Source organism: Streptomyces sp. NRRL S-118, assembly GCF_000716335.1.
In the GTDB taxonomy this organism is placed as follows: domain Bacteria; phylum Actinomycetota; class Actinomycetes; order Streptomycetales; family Streptomycetaceae; genus Streptomyces.
The window spans coordinates 116,706-120,017 of the sequence record NZ_KL591017.1 but is presented as its reverse complement, the minus strand read 5'-3'; the positions used below and the strand labels follow the sequence as shown (position 1 = coordinate 120,017).

General features: G+C 71.1%; 5 protein-coding genes. 2 read left to right on the top strand and 3 right to left on the bottom strand.

Features of this window, described 5'->3' with window-relative positions; translation table 11 throughout:
* Positions 1 to 93: 93 nt before the first annotated feature.
* Positions 94 to 603, bottom strand: a complete 510-nt coding sequence (locus IH00_RS0125580; protein WP_031077492.1) for a DUF5949 family protein — start codon at positions 601 to 603, stop codon at positions 94 to 96.
* A 149-nt stretch (positions 604 to 752) separates the two neighbouring features.
* Here IH00_RS0125580 and IH00_RS0125575 point away from each other — a divergent pair, with 149 nt between their 5' ends.
* Both IH00_RS0125575 and IH00_RS0125570 read left to right on the top strand, forming a co-directional pair.
* Positions 753 to 1,163 carry a tyrosinase family oxidase copper chaperone gene (locus IH00_RS0125575; RefSeq protein WP_031077490.1) on the top strand — a complete coding sequence of 137 codons (411 nt, stop codon included), beginning with the start codon at positions 753 to 755 and terminating at the stop codon, positions 1,161 to 1,163.
* Positions 1,147 to 2,013 (top strand): tyrosinase family protein, encoded by an 867-nt coding sequence (locus IH00_RS0125570; protein ID WP_031077488.1) that lies wholly within the window; start codon positions 1,147 to 1,149, stop codon positions 2,011 to 2,013. Before IH00_RS0125575 ends, IH00_RS0125570 begins: the two co-directional genes overlap by 17 nt.
* 106 nt (positions 2,014 to 2,119) lie before the next feature.
* On the opposite strand, the gene IH00_RS0125565 is transcribed toward IH00_RS0125570, so the two are convergent.
* Both IH00_RS0125565 and IH00_RS0125560 read right to left on the bottom strand, forming a co-directional pair.
* On the bottom strand, positions 2,120 to 2,473 hold the full coding sequence (locus IH00_RS0125565; RefSeq protein ID WP_052411628.1) for a chaplin: 354 nt from the start codon (positions 2,471 to 2,473) through the stop codon (positions 2,120 to 2,122).
* Positions 2,474 to 2,631: 158 nt separating this feature from the next.
* The gene (locus IH00_RS0125560) at positions 2,632 to 3,159 is read right to left on the bottom strand and encodes a hypothetical protein (RefSeq protein WP_234334951.1); all 528 of its coding nucleotides are present in this window, start codon (positions 3,157 to 3,159) and stop codon (positions 2,632 to 2,634) included.
* Between the last annotated feature and the right edge of the window lie 153 nt (positions 3,160 to 3,312).

The following is a 3,312-nucleotide window of genomic DNA, read 5'->3' as shown; positions in this document are numbered from 1 at the left end:
CCCCCGTGATGACGGTGGGGGCGGACCGGGCGTCGGACGCCGCGGCGTCCGTCGTCGTGGTCGTCATCGATGGCGTCGTGCCCGTGGCGCCGATCATGTGCGGACCCTGCGGACCGGAAGCAGGCAGTGGGCGCTGGACTGCAGCAGCAACTCGTCGGAGACGAAGGCGCGCAGCCGGTCGGGGCCGACCTCCTTGCCCGCCACCGCCTCCGGCCACGGGCGGGTGGCGATGATCAGGTAGGCCGTGCCGCTCTGGTGGGCGTCCTTCTCCCACTCCGGCGGGACCGGGCACTGCGCCTTCATGAACGGCAGCTGCAGGACCGCCCGCTGAGCCTCCACCAGCAGGCTGACCGGGATCTGCGGCTCCCGGCCCAGGTCGGTCAGCCGTTCACCGATCGACAGGCCGAGCCGTTCCAGCTCGGACCGCATCGCTTCCTCACCGGCCTCGGGTCCCCCGGCGCCGTCGCCGAGCGAGTACACCATGAGGAACGGCGTTGCCGGCTCCTCGGATTCGTCGGAGGGCTCGCTCGTCCAGGGGATGACGGCGAGCGTCCCCAGAAGGGAACGCTGCTGGCCGGGCGAGTCGACGGTGGATGAAGTCATGCCGCCGGATATTAGTGGTGTTGTCATGACTGCCCGGGCGCGTTTCCACCCGTTCGGCCGATCCTTCGGGGCTCCGTTTCACCCTCCGGAACGGTTTTCGTGCGATGTCGTTGTGCCCGGCGGGAGTCCGTCCGTAGAGGGGATCACCGATGGTCGTCAGGGGACGGCGCGCCGCGCTGCGCGCGCTCTTCACGTTCTCCGTGGTGGCGTTCACCGGCGGCGCGCTCGCCCGCATCGCCGCCACCACGCCCACCCGCCGTACCGGCGCGCCGGGCCGTACGGGAGACACGTTCGCCGAGATGTACAGGGGGCGGCGGATCGAGGTCGGACGGGCGGCCGTGGCGTACGGGGCGACGGGAACGGACGGGGGCGGCCCGGAGGCCCGTGTCGACGGGCGACGTCTGCCGGTGATGCGGTGCGCGGACGGTGGATACCTCACCCCGGTCGACCACTACGCGTCCTACCCGACGCCGCTCGAGGCGGTCCGTGCCGCCGTGGACGAACTGGGCACCGCCCAGCTGGCCGACACCCATGGAGGGGCTCATGGCGTACACGCGTAAGAACCAGCGGGACCTCACCGGGGCGGAGCGCAAGCGGTTCGTCGCGGCCGTGCTCGAACTCAAGCGCACGGGCCGGTACGACGACTTCGTCCGGACGCACGTCCGGTACTACCGCTCGGACGGCGAAAAGGGGCTGCGGGTCGCGCACATGGCGCCGTCCTTCCTGCCCTGGCACCGCCAGTACCTGCTGGAGTTCGAGCGTGCCCTGCGTGAGGTCGATCCCGGGGTGACGGTCCCGTACTGGGACTGGACGCGGGACAACACCCCGGCGGCGTCCCTCTGGAGCGAGGACTTCATGGGCGGCAACGGCCGCCGGCGCGACCAGCAGGTGATGACCGGCCCGTTCGCGTACGCCAAAGGCCACTGGACCATCGAGGTCGGCGTCACCGCGACCCGCTTCCTGACACGGAATTTCGGCAATCCGGCCAACCCGGTCGAGCTGCCCACGCGCCAGGAGCTGGCCGCCGCGATGGACGAGACCGTCTACGACGCGTACCCGTGGAACTCCACGAGCCGCACGGGCTTCCGCAACAAGCTGGAGGGCTGGTCGCGGGAGCGCGGTACCGGCCGGTGGCGCAACCACAACCGGGTCCACCGGTGGGTGGGCGGGCTGATGCTGGGCGGCGCCTCCGTCAACGACCCGGTCTTCTGGCTGCACCACGCCTTCGTCGACCTCGTCTGGTCGCGCTGGCAGAGCAGGAACCCGCGGGCCCGTTACCTGCCCGACGTCCCGCCGCCGCTCGGCTCCCCGGAACGCGGGCGGGTCGTCGCCCGTGACGAACCGATGCCCCCGTGGGACGTCGCGCCCGCCGACGTGGCCGGTCATGATCACGTGTACCGGTACGCCTGACCGGGCGCGGATGCGGTCACGTACGCGGGCGGCCGGGCACACGGACGGTCCCCCGGGCCGGTGAGGAGCCGGGGGACCGTGGTCCGCGTGACGGGAGAGGTCGGGGTCAGCCGCCGTAGCCGTTGTCGACGTGGCTGTTGCCCTGGCCGTTGTGGCCCTTGCCGTCGTCGTAACCGCCCTTGCCGTCCTGCTTGCCGCCCTTGCCGTCGTCCTTGCCGTGCTGGATGTTCGCGCACTTGTTGCCGAAGGCCGGGTTCAGGGCACCGACGAGGTTGATGGTGTTGCCGCAGAAGTTGATCGGAATGTCGATCGGCACCTGGACGATGTTGCCGGAGAGGACCCCGGGGCTGTTGACGGCGGCCGCCTCGGCCTCCGCGCCGGCGACGGCCACGCCGGCTCCACTCAGGGCGATGGCGCCCGTGCCGGCGATGATGACGGCGGCCTTCGCGATGCGAGACATCAAAATCTCCTTGTACAGGGGAAATCCGACCGCGTGCCCGCGGTCGTCACGCTTCGTACAACGCAGTGACGCAGAGTGAGTAACGGGTAGGCTGTGCAAAACGGGCGCGACGCGCTCGAAATAGCCCATTCGGACGCGCGCAAGCCCGTGCGCGCGCGTCAGTTCGTGGCGCCGCCGTCCATGCCGAGGTGGGACCCAAGACTCCCGGAGAGGGCCGGCGACAGGAGGCCGGCCTCGGGCAGCTGGGCGGCAGGCAGGCCGAGTGCGGCCGGTCGCGGCAGAGTGAGGGGGGACGCGACCTTCGCGCCGGGCGTCTTGGCATTCACATCGGACTCGGGCGTGGAGAGCAGTGCCCTCGTCACCGGCTGGTCCTCGACGACCTCGGGCAGCGTGGCGGTGATCAGCGTCTCCGGCATGCCGCTCGTGACCGGCACCTGCGGCACCAGGAGCGGCTGAACCCGGCCGTCGGTGTGCGCGGTCAGCCCCATGGGCGTCCCCGTCATGGGGATCGGCACGCCGGTGCTCACGGTCGGCGGCGCCATGGGGAGCACCATGCCGAGTGTCTGCAGCGGCACGTCCACCGGAGCCGTCGGCGCGGCGGCCGCGGGAGTCGCCAGGGCCGCCGAGGCGGCGGAGGCCAGAGCCGTGACGAACATGCCCATGCCGAGCTGAGTTCTGGGGTTCATTTGCTGCGTACGCCTTCCCGGGCTTGTGAGTACGTTGCTGATGGAATGAACGAGCACGCGCCGACGAACGCGTCAGAATTCGCCTGGTTGCAGCAACGCGAACTCCGGCGGCCCGACAGCGGGAAGGGGCCGGGGCGGGACGACGTCGTCCCG

Excerpts from the sequence above, each read along its gene's own strand:
- IH00_RS0125565 (WP_052411628.1), bottom strand. The coding sequence starts at position 2,473 with ATGTCTCGCATCGCGAAGGCCGCCGTCATCATCGCCGGCACGGGCGCC.
- IH00_RS0125570 (WP_031077488.1), top strand. The coding sequence starts at position 1,147 with ATGGCGTACACGCGTAAGAACCAGCGGGACCTCACCGGGGCGGAGCGC.
- IH00_RS0125575 (WP_031077490.1), top strand. The coding sequence starts at position 753 with ATGGTCGTCAGGGGACGGCGCGCCGCGCTGCGCGCGCTCTTCACGTTC.
- IH00_RS0125560 (WP_234334951.1), bottom strand. The coding sequence starts at position 3,159 with ATGAACCCCAGAACTCAGCTCGGCATGGGCATGTTCGTCACGGCTCTG.
- IH00_RS0125580 (WP_031077492.1), bottom strand. The coding sequence starts at position 603 with ATGACTTCATCCACCGTCGACTCGCCCGGCCAGCAGCGTTCCCTTCTG.